General features: G+C 46.6%; 18 protein-coding genes and 1 pseudogene. 13 read left to right on the forward strand and 6 right to left on the reverse strand.

Features of this window, described 5'->3' with window-relative positions; all coding sequences use genetic code 11:
* Window positions 1–107 precede the first annotated feature (107 nt).
* The 5 genes from AVZ68_RS20885 to AVZ68_RS09620 form a co-directional block, all read right to left on the reverse strand.
* The gene (locus AVZ68_RS20885) at window positions 108–236 is read right to left on the reverse strand and encodes a hypothetical protein (RefSeq protein WP_281176608.1); all 129 of its coding nucleotides are present in this window, start codon (window positions 234–236) and stop codon (window positions 108–110) included.
* Between the two features lie 100 nt (window positions 237–336).
* Window positions 337–1998 (reverse strand): sodium:solute symporter family protein, encoded by a 1662-nt coding sequence (locus tag AVZ68_RS09605; RefSeq protein WP_059104331.1) that lies wholly within the window; start codon window positions 1996–1998, stop codon window positions 337–339.
* Window positions 1999–2691: 693 nt separating this feature from the next.
* Window positions 2692–2994, reverse strand: a complete 303-nt coding sequence (locus AVZ68_RS09610; RefSeq protein ID WP_059104332.1) for a DUF4212 domain-containing protein — start codon at window positions 2992–2994, stop codon at window positions 2692–2694.
* Window positions 2995–3119: 125 nt separating this feature from the next.
* Window positions 3120–3428, reverse strand: a complete 309-nt coding sequence (locus tag AVZ68_RS09615; RefSeq protein WP_059104333.1) for a hypothetical protein — start codon at window positions 3426–3428, stop codon at window positions 3120–3122.
* 18 nt (window positions 3429–3446) lie between these two features.
* Window positions 3447–3629, reverse strand: a complete 183-nt coding sequence (locus AVZ68_RS09620; RefSeq protein ID WP_059104334.1) for a hypothetical protein — start codon at window positions 3627–3629, stop codon at window positions 3447–3449.
* Between the two features lie 735 nt (window positions 3630–4364).
* Between AVZ68_RS09620 and AVZ68_RS09625 the strand changes: the two genes are divergently transcribed.
* From AVZ68_RS09625 to AVZ68_RS09645, 5 genes are all read left to right on the forward strand, one after another.
* On the forward strand, window positions 4365–5939 hold the full coding sequence (locus AVZ68_RS09625) for a helix-turn-helix domain-containing protein (protein WP_059104335.1): 1575 nt from the start codon (window positions 4365–4367) through the stop codon (window positions 5937–5939).
* Window positions 5940–6057: 118 nt separating this feature from the next.
* The gene (locus AVZ68_RS09630) at window positions 6058–7506 is read left to right on the forward strand and encodes an aldehyde dehydrogenase family protein (RefSeq protein ID WP_157404625.1); all 1449 of its coding nucleotides are present in this window, start codon (window positions 6058–6060) and stop codon (window positions 7504–7506) included.
* An 11-nt stretch (window positions 7507–7517) separates the two neighbouring features.
* Window positions 7518–8393 carry an NAD(P)-dependent oxidoreductase gene (locus AVZ68_RS09635; protein WP_059104336.1) on the forward strand — a complete coding sequence of 292 codons (876 nt, stop codon included), beginning with the start codon at window positions 7518–7520 and terminating at the stop codon, window positions 8391–8393.
* Between the two features lie 4 nt (window positions 8394–8397).
* Window positions 8398–9195, forward strand: a complete 798-nt coding sequence (locus AVZ68_RS09640; RefSeq protein WP_059104337.1) for a DUF3100 domain-containing protein — start codon at window positions 8398–8400, stop codon at window positions 9193–9195.
* On the forward strand, window positions 9192–9641 hold the full coding sequence (locus tag AVZ68_RS09645; protein ID WP_059104338.1) for a hypothetical protein: 450 nt from the start codon (window positions 9192–9194) through the stop codon (window positions 9639–9641). Before AVZ68_RS09640 ends, AVZ68_RS09645 begins: the two co-directional genes overlap by 4 nt.
* A 300-nt stretch (window positions 9642–9941) precedes the next feature.
* On the opposite strand, the gene AVZ68_RS09655 is transcribed toward AVZ68_RS09645, so the two are convergent.
* Window positions 9942–10991, reverse strand: coding sequence for an NAD(P)/FAD-dependent oxidoreductase (locus tag AVZ68_RS09655; protein WP_059104340.1), 1050 nt, complete (start codon window positions 10989–10991; stop codon window positions 9942–9944).
* Between the two features lie 119 nt (window positions 10992–11110).
* Here AVZ68_RS09655 and AVZ68_RS09660 point away from each other — a divergent pair, with 119 nt between their 5' ends.
* From AVZ68_RS09660 to fabG, 8 genes and pseudogenes are all read left to right on the forward strand, one after another.
* Complete coding sequence (locus tag AVZ68_RS09660; RefSeq protein ID WP_059104341.1) at window positions 11111–11956, forward strand: ABC transporter ATP-binding protein; 846 nt, start codon at window positions 11111–11113, stop codon at window positions 11954–11956.
* The gene (locus AVZ68_RS09665; RefSeq protein ID WP_059104342.1) at window positions 11907–12866 is read left to right on the forward strand and encodes an iron-hydroxamate ABC transporter substrate-binding protein; all 960 of its coding nucleotides are present in this window, start codon (window positions 11907–11909) and stop codon (window positions 12864–12866) included. The genes AVZ68_RS09660 and AVZ68_RS09665 overlap by 50 nt, the downstream gene beginning before the upstream one ends.
* Before the next feature lie 328 nt (window positions 12867–13194).
* On the forward strand, window positions 13195–14202 hold the full coding sequence (locus tag AVZ68_RS09670) for a FecCD family ABC transporter permease (protein WP_437182687.1): 1008 nt from the start codon (window positions 13195–13197) through the stop codon (window positions 14200–14202).
* Entirely contained in the window at window positions 14199–15206 is a 1008-nt protein-coding gene (locus AVZ68_RS09675; protein ID WP_059104344.1) for a FecCD family ABC transporter permease, read from the forward strand. The genes AVZ68_RS09670 and AVZ68_RS09675 overlap by 4 nt, the downstream gene beginning before the upstream one ends.
* A gap of 71 nt (window positions 15207–15277) precedes the next feature.
* Window positions 15278–15509, forward strand: a pseudogene (gene secG / locus AVZ68_RS19800) (preprotein translocase subunit SecG).
* Window positions 15510–16034: 525 nt separating this feature from the next.
* The gene (locus AVZ68_RS09680) at window positions 16035–17030 is read left to right on the forward strand and encodes a LacI family DNA-binding transcriptional regulator (protein WP_059104424.1); all 996 of its coding nucleotides are present in this window, start codon (window positions 16035–16037) and stop codon (window positions 17028–17030) included.
* A 39-nt stretch (window positions 17031–17069) separates the two neighbouring features.
* Window positions 17070–18260 carry a thiolase family protein gene (locus AVZ68_RS09685; protein WP_281176609.1) on the forward strand — a complete coding sequence of 397 codons (1191 nt, stop codon included), beginning with the start codon at window positions 17070–17072 and terminating at the stop codon, window positions 18258–18260.
* 17 nt (window positions 18261–18277) lie between these two features.
* On the forward strand, window positions 18278–19018 hold the full coding sequence (fabG, locus tag AVZ68_RS09690) for a 3-oxoacyl-ACP reductase FabG (RefSeq protein WP_059104346.1): 741 nt from the start codon (window positions 18278–18280) through the stop codon (window positions 19016–19018).
* The last annotated feature ends 21 nt before the right edge of the window (window positions 19019–19039 follow it).

Below are 19039 nucleotides of genomic sequence, written 5' to 3' on the forward strand. Positions count from 1 at the left end.
TCGATTGGACCCATTGACTACCGACAAGCCTGAAACAGGAAGGGGCGCGTCAGTCGTTTCCCCCCGCTGCAAGTGGTTCGTTTAATCCATAGTTCGCGCAGAGAGCCTTAATGATGAGCCGTTTTAAAGAAATCGTACGCGGCTGTTCCAACGATCACCGCCCGGATCTGCCTGACTTCGTTGACACCTGCCACCATTAAAAGCAAGCGATGATGGGACTCTGTAACAAAAGACAACCGTTCTAACTTGCGATGCTTTTTAATGTATTCCTGATCACCAAATTCAGCGGCAGACGCCGCTGAATAGGAGGGTTCACCTGTTGAACGATAGGAAGGCTTATTTTTCTATGCCATCTTTCATCCAAACTTCACCATCTTTGTACGTCATCTGCTCTGGATAACGGAGATCGGTGACATCGTCCTGCAAATGCTGAGCAGGCGGGGCTGTAGCCAGTGAAACGATGATACATGTAAGCAAGTTAACCGGTACTGAAATAATCCCAGCGCCTGTATCTTGAATACCGAACACAGTAAATCCAGCCATTGCCATGAAAATATACGTGAGCGTCGTCCCCAGTCCGACAAGCATCCCAGCGATGGCTCCTGTTGCATTCATACGCTTCCACCAGACCCCAAGGAACAATACGGGGAAGAACGTTCCTCCGGCCAATGCAAAGGCCCATGCAACAATTTGGGTAATAACTCCAGGCGGATCAAGCGCTACAAAACCGGCGACTATCGTAGCAACCACAATTGAAATTCTCCCGGCATTTAACCGTTTTTGATCGGTTGCTTCCGGATTCATCAAACGATAATAAATATCATGAGCGAACGAAGAGGAAATGGTAATTAAAAGCCCGCCCGCTGTAGATAGTGCGGCTGCCATTGCACCGGCTGCCACCAAGCCTATGACAAACACGCCGAGGTTGGCGATTTCCGGCGTCGCCATAACCACCATATCGTTTCCAACTGATATTTCCGCCCAGTCAAGAATACCGTCTCCATTACTGTCTGCAAGCTCAAGCAAGCCCGTGTTAACCCAACTCTCTGTCCAGCTAGGCAGCGAGTCCAACGGCTGCCCCGCAATTTCGGTCATTAAAATAAAGCGGGAAAATGCTGCGTAGGCGGGAGCTGATAGGTACAGAAAACCAATGAAAAGAAGCGCCCACGCCCCGCTCCAACGGGCTGCTTTCATTGTTGAAACCGTATAAAAACGAACAATGACGTGGGGGAGAGCTGAGGTACCTACCATTAACGTAAACAATAAGGCAATAAACTGGCTTTTGTCACTCTCCGCAAACGGTGCAAAATATTCGGATAGTCCAAGCTCTCGATCGATCGCTCCGATTTCACTGACAACGTTTCCGTATGTGAGCCACGGAAGCGGGTTCCCTGTAACCTGCAATGACATAAAAACAATGGGAATAATGTAAGCGACAATCAAAATGATGTATTGGGCCACCTGAGTCCAAGTCACCCCTTTCATCCCGCCGAGTGTGGCATAGATAGCGATAATGACAACCCCGATCATCGTTCCATACATGGCTGGGATATTAAAGAGTCGCCCGATCACAACCCCAGAACCCGAAAGCTGTCCAATAATATAAGTAAAACTTATAATAATCGTTGCAATCGCTGAGATTAAGCGGGCAGGGTTACTAGCGAAACGATCCCCGATAAACTCCGGTACTGTTAAACGTCCGTACTTACGAAGCTGGGGGGCAAGCAGGAACGTTAAAAGCAAAAACCCTCCTGTCCAACCCATAACATACGCGAGACCGTCGTACCCAAGCGCCATGATGGTCCCTGCCATCCCGATAAAGGAAGCAGCACTCATCCAGTCCCCACCGATCGCCATCCCGTTCCAAATAGGCGGGATGCCACGGCTGGCAACGTAAAAGTCAGAAGTAGCTCTCGCCCGGTTATAATAGGCGATCGCAATATATAGAGCAAACGTAGCAGCAATAAGGCCAAGTGATACGAGTGTTTGTAAGTCCATAGGAAGCCTCCCTTTTTAGAGTGGTGGTATGGCATCTCAACCATACTGTGAAGCGATAGGTTAGAAGGAAATGCTATGTAGCGTATCCTTTTTGAGCAGCTAAGTTCCCTCTGCTTAGTGCTGCATGGCTGAAGTAGTCTCCCTATTAAAGGATGAGGGATTATTTTTCCAAGACCTGACCTTCATGGGTCCAACGACACGGCTTAGCTCAATGGTTGTAAAAATTCTTTAAATGGGATTGATCCATACTCGATGACGATGAGCTTTCATCGGCCCTTTGCTAAAAACGCGATACACCAGGTGTAATGATGTCTTTTGATTGTAGGGAGCGTTATCCCCTCAGGGGTAGGGGGTTCACAAGAATTAAGAGGGCCCCCTCACTCAGTGCGCGATGAATCAATCCTTTGAGCTTATACCAATAACGCGTTCCGATTCATGCATGTTTACAGCTGTATCGACCCACCGAGGTCGCCACCTTTTGATAAATGGTCGGTTTCAAGCGTACCTGTTGAGCGATTTTTTCCGATAGGTTATCCAGCACCGGCCATGAGGAGCATTGGCATATAGGCTCCAAAAGTTATGTTCCCAAGGATGTTCGTTGGTGATGACTAAGTACAAATCTTGGTTGCTTGTCGATCCAAGATATTTCTCTCTCTAACTCCTATGGCGGTGGTGGACCCTAACGATGACGCACTAATGATCGATGGTCTTGCCGCTGCTGAAAGTGGCATTTGCTTCCTCGTCAATCCCGTACTTTTTATCAATCTTGTCGCTCAGTATTGCATTTAAGAATAAGCAAATGATAAAGATGACAATCGCACCTTGCGACCCCATATAGTAATGAAACTCAACGCCCAAAAATGTAAATTGGGAGAAAAATTCTGCAAACAATATGACACCGAATGAAACGAGAATGCCAATGCTTAAAAAGATAACCACCAACAGTGTACGTGTGCGAAAGTATGCGTCTGCTACTTGTTTCTCAACTTTTTTCATTTTAGTCACCTCCATTAGGATTCTGCTCTTTCAACATGATTTTTGTCTTTCCATCCCTAATAGAAAGCCTCACCCCCTCCCAATAATGCAATCGCTTTCAATTGATGCTTTTTAAAAAGCGGCCTTTATACAGCAGACTGCTCATGCTTTTTGGATCGAGGTTGATTTGGTTTCTGAATATGCTTGCAATTTTTACAGATTTTTAGCGGTGTCTTCTTCTTAGCAAGCATGTAATTTGTTAGAACAATCGCGGGAGCAAATAAGGAAAAAATCGGTTCGACTAACAAGCCAATTCCTACCGTAACAAGCACTGGCAACGTGGACATGAACCATACATAACGCCACTTTGTCATGACTGCCAGGTTCTCGCTTCTGCATGCTGTACATAACTGATCATCAGATGTCTGCTGGCGTACGAATTTCTTTCTCGGCATGAAAACACCCCCCTGGAATTATTTCAGATCAAACACCATCTGCACCGTTTCCCAGAATGGCAGCGGTACCCTTGCCATTTCTACCACCATATAAAGCCCCATCGCTGCAAAGGGCACGGTTAACAAAAGCGGCTTTTTCCATTTAATTGTTGCAATGACACTAGCAATGCTTATACCCCAGAATAGAATGAGTGCAATCATGACATGCTCCTCCTCGCAGGTAATTTCGCTTTGTTATAATACACATTATTTCAAGTTTTCATATATAAGTCAACTTCTTTTACGAAAAAATGGCAAGCAAGGGAGTGCTCATGCTGATCAGTACGGCGGGACTGGGGGTTGGGTCGGTTTTGCTCGTTCTCCTATGGGTGATTTTTCATAGGGGGTGGGAGTGTCAAGTGTGTTGATTTAGCGATCTGTATCCGGTTGTTATTGAGGGCTGTCTTTTCGAAGGCTGCCCAAGTGCAGTTGTATTGCTACAGTTCTGTTTGCAACTCATCGTGGTTCGAGCTTGTTTTTCCGCATTTGCGCACACCATCCAAGAGTATCGTCTCCGAAGCTACAGTTATGGCTTCTTAGTAGATTAGAAGTTTTCGCTGTAAAGTTCTATAATAAGACATGAGAACCTCCTTTCTGACGCCACCTTTGCTAGACTAGAGAAATATCCTGTATTGCTCTAATCTTTTTTGAATACCGGACTGTGATATGCGTAACTGGGACTGTATCAATCTGTGTAAATCTGGGAGTACGTATAAAGTAAGTGGAAGGGAGGAACCAAGTGCACTTTTTTATGCCGGGGCGAGGTTCTTGTTAATTGATTATTACGTCAACTATTGCTTGATGCCAAACCGTTCGTATATGCTGATAGAAAACTAGTATTAAACCCAACTTGATGGAGCGAAACATAAAGCACAAGGGAGGAGAAGGAGGAGCACAATGAGGGAAGACCAGTTATCTGAAGTTTGGACGATTAGCCAGTCGTTTGCTCGGACGCGTAGTATTTCCGAGGTTTTAGATGTTCTGGCCTCGTCCGTACCGGTTCTAGTGCCCGGCGCTGATATGGTGATCATTTATTTGTATGATGAAAATCTGAATGTGCTGCGTCTTGCTGCGAGTGTTGGCGTGGTTGTGTCGAGTTTAAGGCGGATTGCTTTTCAGCCTGGAGAGTCTATGACAGGACAGGTGTTTGTAAGCGGAGAGCCGGTTCTTTGTATGGCTGAACAAGATGTGAGAGAGAAGATGGCGAATATCTCGAGCGATAACTTGCAGTGGTTCCGAAAAGGCGTAGCGGAAAAAGAGATTCGCAGCTCTTTTAGCGTGCCGCTTCTTAGCGACAATCGGTGTTTGGGTACTTTAGCAGTGAATCAGCATCAAGCAGGCACTCCTTTCTCCCAGCAAGAAGTGATGGTTGTCTCGCAATTGGCCGTTCAAGGCGCGCTTGCCATTGACAATGCGCGTTTGTATGAACGGATGGTACGGCAAAAGCGAGATCTGGATGAAAGTCGGATCGTCCAAGAGCGTTTTACTCACGTGTTGCTTGAAGGTGGAGGCTTAGAAAAAGTCTTAAAAACTTTAAGGCGGTTGCTGGAGACTCAAGCCACAGTCTCTTTTACAGAAACGATGGATGACGCGGCTTTTGCGTATCCAATTTTACAAGGTCCGGAACAACTCGGCTGGCTTGTATTCGATCAGAAGGCATATGCGTTTTCCAGAAAGGACCATGTGGTGATTGAGAAGGCAGCAGAAGCGATCGCGATCAACTTCCGCAACGAAAACCGTCGCTCTGAGAAAGAACTGCGGGTTCGAGAATCTCAGTTTCATTCTGTGTTAAATGGAGCATCACTCGCAGAGGCAGGCAGTTTGTTTTTTGGCTATCGAGACAAACAAATGCGCTGCCTGGTGTTTACTTGCGACCCTTCATCGGAACCGGGTACTTATTTCCGCAAGCTTGAAAAATTGGTATGTGGGATCGACTTTGAAGGAATAGTATTGGAGTATCGGTCAAGCTGGGTCGTTATCTTGAACGTAAACGAAGAGGCCCAAGTCGAGGCGTTTGCTGGACAATTGCAGGCAATAGCGTCGTCTTCTTCTCAAGCAAAAATCGGTGTAAGCCGCTCCCGCCATATAAACGAAATAGCTGTTTCCTACGCAGAAGCGCTTGAAGCGTTAGAACAGGGTGAAGGGTCATCATTCTCGATTGTGTATTACGCCAAACTGGGATACCGGCGGCTTTGGGGTCAGATGGGGGTTGAAAGACAACGAGAATTTGTAAATGACCATCTTGGGCCGTTATTGGCGATGGAACCCATTTATGAGGAGACTTTAGAAGCGTTTATTTGCCACAATCGCAGTCGCCAACAAACGGCGGACGCCTTATATATCCATACCAACACCCTTTATCAGCGTTTGAAGAAGATCGAACATGAATTAGGTAGTAGCCTCAACGAAGATGCCACTTGGATTACGGTTGTCATTGCCTTTGAAATGAATAAAGAATTATCGGATCAATAGTCTTTCTTATATGGGCATACACATTTTTCGATAGCAAAGGGTGTGGGTGTCCATATTTTATTTTACTGAACTGAAGATTATAATTACGTCCAAGAACTCTGAAAGGTGGGAGCTTGTGATGGAGAAATACGGAAACTATGTGAATGGAGAATGGATCCAAACAAAGTCTGGCGAGTACTTTGAAAGCGCTAACCCGGCAAAGACAGATGAAAAGCTTGGCGCATTTCAACATTCAACGGTTGCTGACACAAAGCAGGCGGTGCAATGTGCCGTGGATGCTTTCCCGAAATGGAGGCGACAATCAGCGATTCACCGAGCTGATATATTGTATCGACTGATTCCGATGTTAGAGGAAGACAAGGAACGGTTTGCAACGCTCATCACAAAAGAAGTGGGCAAAACAATCACAGCTGCACGAAAAGAAGTCGACGCAACGGTACAGGCGTTGAAACATTTCAGCGGAGCGGCTAACCGTTTAGCAGGGGAAACCGTACCAGCGAATGATCCTAATTTATTTACGTATACGATTAAAGAACCGCTCGGGGCAGTCGGAGTGATTACCCCTTTTAATTTTCCGTTGGGCATTGGGGTATATAAAATTGCGCCTGCCATCATTGCTGGAAACACCGTCGTGTATAAGCCACCCAATGACACAGCACGCATCGCAGTTGAGCTGGTGAAGCTATTTGAAAAAGCAGGCACGCCCAAAGGCGTCTTAAATATGGTAACAGGAGCAGGAGAAGTTGTGGGGCGGGAAATGGGCGAAAACAAGCAATTAAAAGCCATTTCGTTTACGGGCTCCTCCAATGTCGGCATCGAGCTAGGCCGGTCTGTCATGGCTCGAGGCGGAAAGATGCAGGCGGAAATGGGCGGGAAAAATGGAACCATCATTCTCGAAGACACAGACCTCGATGAAGCGGTGACAGGGGTTGTTAGTAGTGGCATGTACAACAACGGTCAAAGCTGTACCGGTACGAGTCGTCTTATCATACCAAAACAGATGGCGAGAGAAGTCATCGATCTCCTCGTCAAAAAAGCAAATGCGATTCAAGTTGGCGATGGCTTTACAGAAGGTATCGAGAACGGAGCTGTCGCAAACGAGAAACAATTAAACACGTACTTGCATTATATTGAAAGCGCCAAAAAAGACGGCGCTACAATCGAGTGCGGCGGAGAACGCCTCGTTGACAACGGCAGAGATCAGGGCTATTTTGTTGCGCCAACCGTAATTAGTGGCGTCACATCGAAAATGGCTGTTGCCCAAGAGGAAATCTTTGGCCCTGTGGTTGCGGTTATTGAAGTCGATTCCTATCAGGAAGCCATAGAAGTCGCAAATGACACAAACTTTGGCTTATCGTCGTCTATCTTTACAAAAGACTTGAATAAAGCACATGACTTTGTCCGCCGAATCGAAACCGGCGTGACCCATGTGAATGTCCCGTCCAATCACTATGAAAATCAATTGCCATTTGGCGGCAAAAAGAATTCAAGCATTGGCCCGCGGGAACAAGGCAGTACGGCGCTTGATTTCTGGCTGGATACCAAAGCTGTGTATTTAAAACCATAGGGGGTTCTACGATGGAGCATATCGGAATGATTGGCTGTGGAGTCATGGGAAAGGAATTGGCCCGCAACCTATTACAAGCAGGATACTCCGTGTATGTGTGCGATGAGCAATCTTTATACCGAGAAGAACTAGAACGTGAAGGAGTCACCTTTTTACCAAATGTCGCCACACTGGCTGAAAAGGTTGAGCGGCTGTTGCTTTCGCTGCCTTCCCCGAAAATCCTACAAGACGTTCTACTTGGGGAGAACGGCGTTCTTGCGCACATCAAACAAGGGAGTGCCATTTTTGATATGGGAACAACCGATGTGCAAACGACCAGGCTCGTTCATAAACAAGCTTCAGCAAAAGGAGTCCGCTATCTGGATTGTCCTGTAAGTGGTGGCCCGGCCGGCGCGAGCACCGGGACGCTAACCATTATGGTCGGTGGGAATGAAGCAGACTTCATTGTGGAAAAACCAACCTTGCAAGTCATCGGCGAAAAATTAATCTATGTAGGTCCAGCGGGTTCCGGGCAAACCGTTAAGTTGTGCAATAACATGGTTGTCGCAGGCATCACATCGCTCTTAAGCGAGACTATGATCTCGGCAGAAGAGGAGGGCGTCTCCCCACATATCTTGTTTGACATCATCCAACAGAGCTCCGGCCACAATCGAGTCATTGATGTGTTTGGCAGCAATTTACTGGAACAGTCGTTTGAGCAGGTGCTGTTTTATTTAGGGCATATGGCAAAAGATCTTGAACTCTATATGGATATGTCGAGGGAGAACCAAACCCCACAGCCCACTGCAGCGGTCGTGAATCAGCTCTACCGTACGGCCTTGCAGCAGAAAAAAGGGAAATTGGACTCAACTGCTGTGTATTCCGTGATTTCCAACAAAGGGGAGTGAGGACATGAGCGAAACAATGAAACTCGTAACGGACTGGAGACTACATCTCCTCGTTCTCGTACTGGTGATCATCACCGAGTGGGTGGGCGTCATTGAAATTCCAATCGGTCCCGGAGTCATTATGTTTCTCCCAATGCTTTTTGCGCTTCTGTTAGGGTTGCTTCTTTATTTCTCACCGCTTGTAAAAGAAAAACAATCCAAACACGCAGAACCGATCATTACCATTAGTGTCGCCTTGCTTATTGCCAAAATCGGTGTCACGATCGGCCCTGGTCTGGAGGATGTGATCGCCGCCGGGCCTGCCATTTTGTTGCAGGAGCTTGGGAACTTCGGAACGATCTTTCTCGCTCTTCCCGTTGCAGTCCTGCTGCTAGGCATGAAACGCGAGGCCATCGGCATGGCCCATTCGATTGGCCGAGAGCCAAACCTTGGCGTCATCTATGACAAATTTGGCTTTGACTCGGCTGAAGGAAAAGGAGTCACAACTGTTTATATTTTTGGAACGGTGTTTGGAGCCTTATTTTACGGATTGATTGCGGGCATCCTAGCAACATTCACGCCGCTTAATCCCCTCTCTCTCGCCATGGCCGCCGGCGTTGGAAGCGGCAGTATGATGGCAGCAGCGACTGGCTCACTGATTGCCTCCTACCCAGAACTAGAGGCGCAAATCGTCGCCTTTGCCGGAGCCAGTAACCTCCTTACCTACTCTACAGGTTTGTTCGTAGCTATCTTCATTTCGCTCCCGGTTACGGAAAAACTATACAGTGTTTTCACAAAGTGGCGAGGGGGAGAGAACCAATGAAAAACATCCAAGAGTATTTTCTATTGATGCTAATCGTTGGGCTTGTTGCCTATATTGGCAACTGGGTCGGCTACGGCTTCCTATCGCTCGACGTGACATTTGGCATGGCGATTTTAGTCGCCATTGCGGTCGGCGGCCAAGCCATAAGCAAGCTCATTCCCGGCAACATTCCAAGCGTCGTCTACGTGATCGTGATCGGGATTGTCGCATCCTTGCCACAAACGCCGTGGGGTGGATACGTGATTGCGTACACGACTGAAATCGAGCTACTCGCTATCGCCACACCGATTCTCGCGTACGCCGGTATCGCCATCGGTCGTTCATGGACTGACTTCGTCAACATGGGTTGGCGCGCGATGGTCGTCTCGGCCTGTGTCTTGTTTGGCACCCTAATTGGATCAGCGATTATTGCTGAGCTTGTGTTGCGGTTTCAAGGGATTATTTAATTTCCGAATGCGTTATTTCACCGTCTTTAGACGGTATGCGCTTCCGTATACGGTGTTGATCACTTCATTTCCATGTCTCTAGAGGATTTTGTAGCAGAAATGGCCCAAAATCAAATCACGGCAACCGCTCAAGTTGGGTCATCGTGGTTTGATTTTTTTCGTTCTCATTCCTCCTCAACTGTAGGGGGGGCGAAAGCTAAGCCCTTTAGGATTATTCAGCAAGCCCTATATGGAAAGCATGAAACATTAACGGAGCTGGCCTCCTTAGGGACCAGCTCCGTTATTGATTTCCTCTATACCCTATCGAATGAGCTCTTTTAGCAGTTTTTTGTTGCGTTCTTTGAAGCGGTCGTTGTGGGAGGATACCATGCCGGACGCATGGGATGCTGGGTCGATGTATTGCTTTGCCTTGTTGACGGCGTTCACTGCATCGTGGAAGACTCCTGCGATGAGGTGAACCTTTCCGTCATTTTTTAGTATGTCGCCTGCGCCGTACAGTCCCTCTACGGAAGATTCGCTTTGATGGCTCCCGTCGATAAAGAAGTCGTCGAGCAGCTGGACGGCGGGCGTGCTGTTTTGAAGCAATGAGGATTCTCGGTCAAATCCGTGGTTAATGACGACTTCATCCACTTCTATCGATGACAGTTCTCCTGTCTCATGATTCGTGAGCTCGACTTGTTCTATGAGGTCCCCGCGTGAAGAGGCAATTAAGTTCGTAATAGTTGTCTGGAACAGGCACTCAACAGAATGTCTGGTTAATTCGGAAATTTGTGCTTCATGTCCATTTAATTTGTCTTTTCGGTAGCTCATGTACACCTTTTTGGCGACAGGCTCGAGTGTGTTGGCCCAGTCAATCGCAGAGTTGCCTCCGCCTGAAATGAGTACTGTTTTATGCTGAAAACTTTGTATGGATTTTACGGTGTAGTGAAGGTTTGAGATTTCAAATCGCTCGGCGCCGTTTATGTTGAGTTTCTGTGGCTGGAGTATGCCGGCACCGCAGGCGATGATCACGGTCTTTGAATAATGCTCTACTCCGGATTTGGTACGAATGACAAACGTGCCGTCTCTATTCCGTGAAATGGAGGAAGCTTTTTCATTGAGCACAACCTCCGGGTTAAAGGTTAGACCCTGCTTTACCATTTGATCAATAAACTTGGCTCCTGTAAGCGGGGGAAGTCCGCCGACATCCCAAATCATTTTTTCTGGGTATATATGTACCTTTCCTCCAAGCTTGGGTTGGAACTCTATGATTTTCGTTCTCATTTCACGAAGTCCGCTGTAAAACGCAGCATAGAGTCCCGCCGGACCGCCGCCTATAATCGTCACATCCATACATCCCTCATTCTTCAACTCTTTTCCTCCTCTAAACCCCTTATCTAAACTGTCCGTTGACAACTCTATTTGATGTAGTTACAATATAACAGAAAATGATAATCATTATCAATCATAAATTTGCCGGGAGGGAAAAAATGACCCGTTTATGTACGAATGATTTACATATAGGATATGGCGGTGAGAGTGTCGTCAAAGATGTGACGATGACCATTCCGGATAAGAAAATTACAGCGATTGTCGGCCCGAACGGGTGCGGGAAATCGACACTTTTAAAAGCGGTCACACGCATTATTTCTCATGAATTCGGGGGCATTGTCCTTGATGGGCAGAGTATCCATAAGGAAAATACAAAATCCCTTGCGAAAAAAATGGCTATTCTGCCGCAGTCACCGGAGAACTCAAACGGGCTTACGGCGGGAGAATTAGTTTCTTACGGTCGTTTTCCATACCAAAAAGGGCTCGGCCGCTTAACAAAAAAAGACCTGGAAATGGTTCGGTGGGCGATGGATGTAACCAATACTGTCGACTTTATGTATCAGCCCTTGGATGCGTTATCCGGAGGACAGCGGCAGCGCGTCTGGATTGCAATGGCACTTGCCCAGGAAACAGAAATGGTATTTCTTGATGAGCCGACGACTTACCTTGACTTGGCCCATCAGCTTGAGGTTCTCGAGCTGTTAGAGCAGTTGAACCTCGAGCAGGAGCGTACCATTGTCATGGTCATTCACGATTTAAATCAAGCGGCTCGCTTTGCCGATTATTTAATCGCGTTAAAGGATGGAAGGATCGTAATAGACGGATCGAGCGAGGACGTTTTTCAGCCTGCCGTCTTAAGAGAAATTTTTCATATCGATGCTAAAATCGGTCGGGACCCACTAACAAACAAACCGATGCTGCTTACCTACAACTTAATTAGAGGAGAAGATGATCATGTTCAAAAAACCCCCATTTTACCTACTGGCACTCACATTCATTCTTAGCGGCTGCGGATCCGACAGCTCGGAAAGCGCCGGCAGCGACAGTACATCGGACGAACAATCACAGGGAGAGTCACAAGAAGAGTCACAAGAAGAAACGCAAGAGGATACTAGAACGTATGAATCCGAAAATGGACCTGTGGAGGTTCCCAATGAGCCAAAGTGGGTGGTAAGTCTTGCCTACACAGGATCTATCGCTGCTCTTGATGCCAATATCGTCGGCGCCGATTCCTGGTCTGACATGAACCCGCGCTATGATGAATATTTAGAAGGTGCAGAAGTCGTGTCCGATGAGAGTATCGAAAAAATTATTGAGCTGGAACCAGACTTAATTGTTGGATACTCCGATATAAAAAATATAGACAAATTACAAGAAATTGCGCCGACCGTTACTTATACTTACGACAAGCTCGATTACTTATCCCAGCATGTTGAAATCGGAAAGCTGTTAAATAAGGAAGAAAAAGCACAGGAGTGGGTGGACGATTTTCAACAGCGCGCAGAGGATACAGGAGATGAGGTACGCGAAGAAATAGGGGAGGATACTAGCGTCACTGTGGTTGAAGTGTTCGACAAAGAAATGTATGTGTTCGGAAATAATTTTGGACGCGGCACGGAAATTCTGTATCAGGAAATGGAGCTAAAAATGCCGGAGAAAGTAGAAGAAGTGGCGCTCGAGGAAGGGTATCACGCGATTTCGGCGGAAGTGCTTCGGGACTATGTGGGAGATTACCTGGTTTTAAGCACCAACCCTGGTGAAGAAAATTCGTTCCAACAAACCGAAACGTACAACAATATGCCAGCCGTTCAAAATGCCCAGGTGATTGAGGTGAATGCAGATGAATTTTATTTCAATGATCCGATAACCCTCGATTTCCAGCTTGATTTATTTGAAGAGTCATTTCTCAAGTAATCATGGGCAGGCGGCAACTGTCATAAGAATGGTGGACTCGCCTTAGTGGTGTAAACGTCGACCGATACGGTGCGTCTTTGGCTACTTTTGGTAATCTCCCTGCGATTTGAGCAGACTTTGAACGGCTCATGGCACTCCTTCGTCGTTTCAGCAATGGTGTATTCGTCTGTTCCGCTTCTGCTTCGGTGGCTGCAACCAAGGTATGACGTAGTTGTCTAAAGTCAGGCGTGTTTTTACCAAGTGTGGCTTGATCAGAACCGCCTGCCACTGAAAAGAGCGGGATTGTTTCTCCATCTCGAAGAAAATGAAAAGAAAAGATGATTGGAAAATGAGTGAATATAAAGCTCCAAGTTATTTTGCATTTAGATTTCTGGCATTGCTGCTGATTTTGATCGCTTCCTTTGTTGCTTCCCTCGTCCTTGGTGCGGCAGATACGAGTATAAAGGATGTCTGGGGAGCGCTGACCTCCGTAAGGGACAATGAAAATGCGCTGATGATCCGGGAGATTAGGCTGACGCGTGAAATCGGCGCTGTATTTGTAGGGGCCGCTCTCGCTGTGGCAGGTGCCATCATGCAGGGGCTGACGCGAAATCCACTCGCAGACCCTGGCCTGCTCGGATTAACAGCTGGAGCCAATGCCGCGCTTGCCTTAACGTTGGCACTGTTGCCGTCTGCGAATTATTTCTACATTACGATTGTCTGTTTTATTGGTGCGGCGTTTGGGACGCTTCTCGTTTTCGGGATCGGCTCGGCGAAGCGGGGAGGACTCTCGCCTTTTCGAATCGTTCTTGCCGGGGCCGCTGTGTCCGCGTTTTTGTTTGCGATCGCAGAAGGTATTGCCCTTTATTTTAAAATGTCCAAAGACGTTTCGATGTGGACCGCCGGCGGCTTGATTGGAACGACACTCGGTCAGCTCCAAATCATCGGTCCATTTATCGGTGTCGGCCTGATTATCGCTGTATTGTTTTCAAAACAGCTCACCCTACTCAGTCTCAATGAGGACGTCGCTGTGGGATTAGGTCAAAAAGTGACGCACATAAAAGTAGTCCTGTTTGTCGTTATCATCATGCTTGCTGGATCATCCGTGGCTCTCGTCGGCAACATGGCCTTTATTGGCTTGATGATTCCACACATTATCCGTCCGATTATCGGAAACGATTACCGCTACATACTGCCTGCGTCGGCTGTAGCAGGTGCGTCGTTCATGCTGCTCGCTGACACACTCGGACGCACCATCAATGCTCCATTCGAAACACCGGTCGCGGCGATCGTAGCATTCATCGGGCTTCCCTTCTTTTTAGTTATTGTCCACAAAGGAGGGAGAACCTTCCCATGATCCATCCTGATTTAGTAAAAAAACAGCGGATGGTTGTCCTCGTTTTGACCGTACTCATTCTGCTGACGAGCTTTTTCAGCTTGAGTACAGGCTATTCGTCTATCAGCTATGACCGCATACTTCCTGCTTTATTTGGAGAAGGTACGTTCAAAGAAGAGTTTGTGTTATTTTCGGTCCGCCTGCCACGCATTATCGTGACATTGCTCGCAGGGATGGCTTTAGCTCTTTCTGGGGCGATATTGCAGGGGATCACAAAAAATGATCTTGCTGATCCAGGCATTATCGGCATTAATGCTGGGGCAGGCACAGCAATTGCTGTTTTTTACTTGTATTTTCAGATTGACACCGGCGGATTTGTTTATTTGCTGCCTCTCGTTGCTTTCATTGGAGCATGTCTCACAGCAGGATTCATCTACTTTTTTTCTTATCAAAAACATACCGGGTTTCAGCCTGTCCGTCTTGTGCTCGTGGGAATAGGCACTGCAATGGCGCTTTCCGGCGCAATGGTCATGATTATTTCATCAGCAGAAAGACAAAAAGTTGATTTTATTGCAAAGTGGCTGTCCGGAAATATATGGGGGGCAGATTGGCCGTTTATTGCTGCGATTCTACCGTGGTTGATCGTGCTTATCCCATTTTCTCTTTTCAAAGCGAACAGGCTGAACATTCTCGGACTCAGTGATTCGGTCTCAATCAGCGTAGGACTCGTGTTGAATAAGGAAAGGGTTCTACTCCTCATGACCGCGGTAGCGCTAGCAGCTGCTGCCGTTTCTGTCACAGGAGGAATTGCTTTTATAGGACTGATGGCCCCGCATTTAGCGAGAGCACTTGTCGGCCCGCGCCATCAGTTATGCATTCCAGTGGCAATCCTGCTTGGTGGGTTTCTGCTGCTCGTAGCGGATTCTCTTGGAAGGAATTTAGTAGACCCCGACGGCATATCCGCAGGCATCATGACCGCATTAATCGGAGCTCCTTATTTCATCTATTTACTGATGAAGAAATAGGGTTATTGCTAAACACCCCTGCGCATGATAGGTTAACGCAGTGTGAGTTGGACGTGAAGGTTTCATTTCTTTTGCAAACATTGCTGTATGTTCTCTTAATCGTAACTTCCGTTTCCCTTATCGCTTCGTTCTACTTCAGTCCTGCCGTAGTGCTGGACTTTCCAGAGCTATCTCAGGTGGAGAAGAGTAGCTGATGGGGAAACAAAAAGCACACGAGGTGTTAATGCTTTTCTCAGCTACGCAACGGTTGTATTAGCTGTACTATTTTTCGTATTCTCAATACTGCTTGCTTATTTCTTATAAAGAAAATGAGGAGGAAACAGTAAGGACTCATTCTTTCTGTTTTTTTTATTTCATTTAATTAACTTTTCGAATAACATTCGATTTTCGCTTCAACCGGACGCTTTCTGTGGGCGTCACACCCCAGCTCCCCGGGAAAACCGCCCGGAAATCTTCGGACTGACGCTTTAGAAAGGAAAGCAGGCTAACTACGCCACTTTTTATGGCAAACGCCTGCATGACCGACTTCGTGTGGCCCGAGTCCCCGCGATCGGCTGCAATTGATCATTCTTTAACCAAAAAGTAACGCTTTAGAGCTATGACAGCGATACCACAAAAAAGATAATAATAATTTTTTAAATTTACCACTAGACAAAACAAGCACTGCTACGATACCATATAGTTAATCGTTTAGCTAAACGATTAGCTGAGTATTCCCCTTAAGTACTCGCTTCAAGAATGAGGCCTCCTCGGATGCTATAATAGTCGAAGCCGTGGTTTTAATAGGCGGAAAAGATTATTGTTAGGCGGGGTGATCACGTGGCGAGTATGAAAGAAGTTGCAAAGAAGGCAGGAGTATCCATTGCCACAGTTTCGGCAGTTGTGAATGGCAACAAGTATGTGAGTGAGGAATTACGAGAGAGGACCGAAAACGTCATTAAGGAATTGAACTATCGACCGAACCGGAGCGCGCGTAGCCTGAAAGGGAAGAAAACAAACCTCTTAGGTTTAACTGTAACAGAGATCACAAACCCTTATTATCCAGCGCTTATCAAAGGAGTAGAAGAGCTAGCCTTTGAGCAAAACTACAATGTAATTCTGAGTACAACGAATGATGAAGTTAATAAAGAACTAAAATTGCTTGAGTCCATGATGGATCAGGGAGTCGATGGGATCATCCTGACAACGGTTGATCACAAAGCTTCTGAAGTACTGACGCTTGTGGAAAAGGCGGGCATCCCCCATGTGTTAATAAACCGTGCGCCGGAGAACTATGAAGGCAGCTGCGTTTATGTGAATTCAGTAAAGGTAGGGGAAATTGCGACGAATCATCTTGTATCGCTGGGACATAAGCGAATTGCCTTTGTCAGTGGAAGGAGACAGAATAGTTCAGATCGGGAGGTTGGTTTTCGTAATGTAATGGCTGAGAATGGCCTTCAGGCTGATGAAGAACTCATTGTCGATGGGAACTATGATGAAGATCGCACTTACAAGCTGGCTATGTCATTGCTACAACTTCCGAAAGAGAAACGTCCCACGGCCGTATTTGCTGCCAGTGACAGTATGGCTTTCGCTGTAGCAAGAGCGTGCTTAGATCAGAACATGAGCATTCCTGGAGATCTTTCAATTATTGGCTCAGACAACGTGCCTTTTTCAAGCGATTTTCGCGTGCCTCTTACGACGGTTGATGTCAAGGCAGATCGTATCGGCAAAATAGGATTCTCCTTTTTGGAGGAGATGATGACTAACCCGCAAGAGTTTATTCACAAAAAGGAAAAGATCGAGCCTTCACTTGTAGTTAGACAGAGCACGGGGCCCCTTTAGCCCCGAACTCTTCATATAATCAACGTAAAATCAGAAAGGATGAGAGTGTTGAAAAATGCTGTGATTGTAAGCGCTTCACGAACTCCGGTTGGGAAAATGGGTGGAGAATTGAAGGACGTTCACGCCGCTGATTTAGGAGCGATTGCTATTCGTTCTGCGGTTGAGAAGGTAGGGATTTCAGGCGATGTTGTAGACGAAGTGGTTATGGGCTGTGTTGGACAAGTGGCTGAGAATGCGTTTATTGCGCGCATGTGTGCATTGCGTGCGGGGTTGCCTACTTCATCCAATGCTTACACCGTAAACCGTCTTTGTGGTTCAGGATTACAAGCGATTAATACGGCTGTTCAACAAATTCAAGCGGATCAAGCCGATGTAGTTGTTGCAGGAGGTACAGAGAATATGGATCTTCTTCCATACTATGTTCGCCATGCCCGTTACGGCTACCGCATGGGCCACGCGCAGCTAGAAGATGGCCTGGTAACAGCGCTCACTGATCCATTTGGTCAGTATCATATGGGCATTACAGCGGAGAATGTTGCAGAAAAATATGGGATTAGTCGTGAAGAACAAGATAGATTTGCGTTGGAAAGTCAACAAAAAGCTGTTCACGCAATCGAAAGCGGTTACTTCAAAGAAGAAATTGTCCCAGTTGAGGTAAAAGACAAAAAAGGCAACGTGACAGTGGTCGATACTGACGAGCACCCGAGAAAAGGTGTGACGCTCGAAAAGCTTTCGAAAATGAAGCCGGCTTTTAAAGAAGGTGGGACGGTGACAGCTGCGAACGCTTCTGGTGTTAACTCGGGAGCTGCAGCACTTGTGATTATGTCAGAAGAGAAAGCGCAGGAACTTAATTTACAGCCTATTGCTGTTATTCGAGAGCAAGCAGTTGCAGGGGTTGATCCTGAGATTATGGGTTATGCACCGACTCCGGCTGTCAACAAACTTCTTAATAAAACTGGAATTCAAGCAAAAGAAATTGATTTGGTTGAATTGAATGAGGCCTTTGCTGCGCAGTCTGTGGCTGTACTTAACGATCTTGACTTTGATCGATCCATTGTCAACGTCAACGGTGGAGCTATCGCGCTAGGTCATCCAATAGGAGCATCAGGAGCCATTATAACCGTGAAGCTCTTACATGAACTTAAGCGACGTAAGGCAAAGCGTGGAATTTCAACGCTATGTATCGGTGGCGGGCAAGGAATTGCAACGTTATTTGAAATGACAAATTAAAAAAAGGAGTGGGAAACATGATTGATTTAACAGGAAAAGTAGCGATCGTAACTGGGGGAGGACGTGGTCTAGGAGAGGCCATTGCTCGCAAACTATCTAGTCTTGGTGCTCATACCGTGATAAGTGACCTCAATAAGGAAGCGATTGAACAAGTCGTTGAGAACATTAATAGTAGTGGCGGCGAGGCGAGTGGATTTGTTAGTGATGTTGCTAATGAAGAGGAAGCAGCAAGATTAATCAATGAGACGGCTGAGCGACACGGGAAAGTAGATATTCTTGTAAACAATGCTGGAATTAATCGAGATGCGATGCTTCATAAAATGAGCTTAGAGCAATGGCGCCAAGTCCTTGATGTCAATATTACAGGGGTCTTTAACACAATGCAGCCTGCTTCTATTCAGATGCGTAAGCAAGAACAGGGAGCCATTATTAATATTTCATCTGCAAGTTGGATGGGGAATGTAGGTCAGGCCAATTATGCAGCTGCTAAAGCAGGTGTAGTGGGGTTAACAAAAACGGCCTCCAAAGAGCTAGGAAGAAAAGGTGTAACCGTAAATGCCATTTGTCCAGGGTTTATTGAGACAGATATGACAAGAGCTGTCCCAGAAAAGGTATGGGACATGATGGTTGGTAAGATTTCAATGGGAAGAGCCGGGCAACCGGAGGATGTGGCAAACTGCATCGCTTTTCTAGCCTCAGATCAAGCCAATTATATTACAGGTGAAGTTATAAACGTTGGTGGAGGAATGGTGCTCTAAAAATTAGATGTCTGGAGTGAT

It is taken from the genome of Shouchella shacheensis (genome assembly GCF_001484965.1).
In the GTDB taxonomy this organism is placed as follows: domain Bacteria; phylum Bacillota; class Bacilli; order Bacillales; family Bacillaceae_D; genus Shouchella; species Shouchella shacheensis.

Bases quoted from the DNA above. Each gene is read 5' to 3' on its own strand.
- AVZ68_RS09635 (WP_059104336.1), top strand. From the start codon at position 7,518: ATGGAGCATATCGGAATGATTGGCTGTGGAGTCATGGGAAAGGAATTG.
- AVZ68_RS09620 (WP_059104334.1), bottom strand. From the start codon at position 3,629: ATGATTGCACTCATTCTATTCTGGGGTATAAGCATTGCTAGTGTCATT.
- AVZ68_RS09640 (WP_059104337.1), top strand. From the start codon at position 8,398: ATGAGCGAAACAATGAAACTCGTAACGGACTGGAGACTACATCTCCTC.
- AVZ68_RS09645 (WP_059104338.1), top strand. From the start codon at position 9,192: ATGAAAAACATCCAAGAGTATTTTCTATTGATGCTAATCGTTGGGCTT.
- AVZ68_RS09615 (WP_059104333.1), bottom strand. From the start codon at position 3,428: ATGCCGAGAAAGAAATTCGTACGCCAGCAGACATCTGATGATCAGTTA.
- AVZ68_RS09670 (WP_437182687.1), top strand. From the start codon at position 13,195: ATGAGTGAATATAAAGCTCCAAGTTATTTTGCATTTAGATTTCTGGCA.
- AVZ68_RS09685 (WP_281176609.1), top strand. From the start codon at position 17,070: ATGAGAGTGTTGAAAAATGCTGTGATTGTAAGCGCTTCACGAACTCCG.
- AVZ68_RS09680 (WP_059104424.1), top strand. From the start codon at position 16,035: ATGAAAGAAGTTGCAAAGAAGGCAGGAGTATCCATTGCCACAGTTTCG.
- AVZ68_RS09605 (WP_059104331.1), bottom strand. From the start codon at position 1,998: ATGGACTTACAAACACTCGTATCACTTGGCCTTATTGCTGCTACGTTT.
- fabG (WP_059104346.1), top strand. From the start codon at position 18,278: ATGATTGATTTAACAGGAAAAGTAGCGATCGTAACTGGGGGAGGACGT.
- AVZ68_RS09660 (WP_059104341.1), top strand. From the start codon at position 11,111: ATGACCCGTTTATGTACGAATGATTTACATATAGGATATGGCGGTGAG.
- AVZ68_RS09630 (WP_157404625.1), top strand. From the start codon at position 6,058: ATGGAGAAATACGGAAACTATGTGAATGGAGAATGGATCCAAACAAAG.
- AVZ68_RS09675 (WP_059104344.1), top strand. From the start codon at position 14,199: ATGATCCATCCTGATTTAGTAAAAAAACAGCGGATGGTTGTCCTCGTT.
- AVZ68_RS09610 (WP_059104332.1), bottom strand. From the start codon at position 2,994: ATGAAAAAAGTTGAGAAACAAGTAGCAGACGCATACTTTCGCACACGT.
- AVZ68_RS09665 (WP_059104342.1), top strand. From the start codon at position 11,907: ATGTTCAAAAAACCCCCATTTTACCTACTGGCACTCACATTCATTCTT.
- AVZ68_RS09625 (WP_059104335.1), top strand. From the start codon at position 4,365: ATGAGGGAAGACCAGTTATCTGAAGTTTGGACGATTAGCCAGTCGTTT.